Source organism: Protofrankia sp. CiT1, from assembly GCF_917627335.1.
In the GTDB taxonomy this organism is placed as follows: Bacteria; Actinomycetota; Actinomycetes; order Frankiales; family Frankiaceae; genus Protofrankia.
In genome coordinates this window covers 10,431-12,952 of the sequence record NZ_CAKJTP010000071.1, presented here as the reverse complement: position 1 = coordinate 12,952, position 2,522 = coordinate 10,431, and the positions used below count along the sequence as shown (strand labels likewise).

The window sequence follows — 2,522 nt, the reverse complement described above, 5'->3', positions numbered from 1 at the left end:
GAGGCGGCGCGAGGCGGCGCAGGCCCCGGTATCGATGTGGCCCGCGGCCGTGCCAGCAGCCACCTGGAGGCGGCTCTCTGATCGAATGGCGGCTCCCGAAACACGCCGCGACCCCTGGCCGTCCAATCGTCACGGATACGTGATGATTGGAAGGATTATCCAGATTGCCCGCTGACGGCGATCCCGCCGTGTGGCCAGCAGCCCATGCGCTCTCTTCCCACGAGCGCCTGAATCATTCGACAGCTACCGTGGCGAACGTGACGACACCGTCCCCGACCTGCGGCATCGTCGATTTTCCCGACCGCGCCCGGCCCGGATCGCCCGAACCGCTCGGCGTGCGCTGGGACGGATCCGGTGTGAACGTCGCGGTAGCCGCCCCCAACGCGGACGCGGTTGAGATCTGCCTGTTCGACGCCCAGGACAATGAGCACCGCTATCAACTGCCCGAACGCGACGGGGGGGTCTGGCACGGTTACCTGCCGGGGGTAGGGCCGGGCCAGCGCTACGGCCTGCGGGCACACGGCCCGTACGCCCCTGACCGCGGCCTGCGCTACAACCCGGCGAAGCTTCTCGTCGATCCCTACGCCCGGCTACTGACCGGTGGTCTTGTCCCGCACGCGGCGATCTCCGGCTTCGACGAGACCGACCCGTACTCGGTGAGTTCGGACGGGCGGGACTCCGCGCCCTTCGTCCCGCGCTGCGTGGTCGTCGACGACCGGCCGGCCGGCGCGGACCCCGCCGCCAACCGGCCGGGCACGCCCTGGCTCGACACAATCCTCTACGAGCTGCACGTGAAGGGGTTCACCCAGCGCCACCCGGATGTCCCAGCCGGCCATCGCGGCACCTACGCGGGGCTGGCGCACCCGGCGGTCATCGACCACCTGCGCACCCTTGGTGTCACCGCGGTCGAGCTGCTCCCGGTGCACGCGAACCTCTCCGAACCGACGCTGACCCGACGTGGCCTGACCAACTACTGGGGCTACAACACCGTGGGCTTCTTCGCCCCGCATCCCGGCTACGCCGCCACGGACAACCCGGTGGCCGAGTTCCGTTCCATGGTCCGCGAGCTGCACGCGGCCGGTATCGAGGTCATTCTCGACGTGGTCTTCAACCACACCGCCGAAGGCAGCGAACGCGGGCCGACGCTGTCGCTGCGCGGGCTGGACAACGCCACCTACTACCGGGTGGAACCGAGCGACCCACGCCGGTACCGGGATGTGACCGGGTGCGGCAACACCCTGAACACCTCATCCCCGCACGTGATCAAATTGATCATGGACTCGTTGCGCTACTGGATCACCGAGATGGGCGTGGACGGGTACCGATTCGACCTGGCGACCGCGCTCGCCCGCAACCCCGACAGCTTCGACCCGGCCGCGCCGCTGCTGACCGCCATCCACGCCGACCCGGTACTGGCAACCGTAAAGATCATTGCCGAGCCATGGGACGTCGGCTGGGGCGGCTACCAGGTCGGCGCGTTTCCCGCGCCCTGGGCGGAATGGAACGGCCGCTACCGTGACACCGTCCGCGCGGTCTGGACCCAGCATGCCTCCGGCGTGGCCGACCTCGGCTACCGGATCACCGGGTCGAGCGACCTGTACCAGCATTCGGGCCGGCGGCCGTGGGCCTCGGTGAACTTCGTGACCGCGCATGACGGCTTCACCCTCGCCGACCTCGTCTCCTACGCCGACAAACACAACGAGGCCAATGGCGAGGGGAACCACGACGGCGACGCTCACAACAACTCGACGAACTGCGGTGTGGAGGGCCCGACCGACTGTCCGGACGTGTTGTCCCACCGGCGCCGCACCCGCCGCGCGCTGCTCGCGACGCTGTTGCTGTCGGCGGGCGTGCCCATGCTGCTCGCCGGCGACGAATTCGGCCGCTCGCAGGGCGGCAACAACAACGCCTACTGCCAGGACAACGCGATCTCCTGGATGCGCTGGCCGCACGGCGCGCCAGCGGATGAATCGCCCGCGCGCGGCCCGGCTCCCGCAGCCGACCCCGCTGGGGACGACCCGATGCTGCTGCCGCTCGTCAGCGGCCTGGTGGCCCTGCGGCGGACATCGCGGACCCTGCGCCGGCAGGCGTTCTTCCACGGCGGCCCGTCCAGCGTCGGAGCGCTCGCGGACATCACCTGGTTTCGGGCCGACGGGGCAATCATGCTGGATACGGACTGGAACTCACCGCTCGTCCACACGGTCGTGGCCCACCTGTCCGGGCGAGCGCTGCCCTGGCGCACCTCGGACGGTGCTCCGGTTACCGGCGACAGTTTCCTGCTCATCCTGCGTCCGGACCCGGGCGAGGTGACTGTCGTGCTGCCGGGTGAGCCATGGGCCCGCACCTACGAACTGCTGCTGGACACCTCAGCCGAGGACCTCGCCGGGTTCCCCGGCACGCTCGACGGCCAGCGCCGGGTCATGCATGCCGGCCAGGAAGTGCAGGTCACCGGCCGCACCGTCGTGCTGCTCCGCGTCACCGACCAACACCAAACGCGCTAAAAACACCGATTTTCACACAAT

The 2,522-nt window shown here is 69.5% G+C and carries 1 protein-coding gene; it reads left to right on the top strand.

The window, feature by feature from the left end; all coding sequences use genetic code 11:
* Positions 1–257: 257 nt before the first annotated feature.
* Positions 258–2,501: a glycogen debranching protein GlgX gene (glgX, locus tag MJ785_RS13095; RefSeq protein ID WP_239381134.1), complete on the top strand. Its 2,244-nt coding sequence runs from the start codon at positions 258–260 to the stop codon at positions 2,499–2,501.
* The last annotated feature ends 21 nt before the right edge of the window (positions 2,502–2,522 follow it).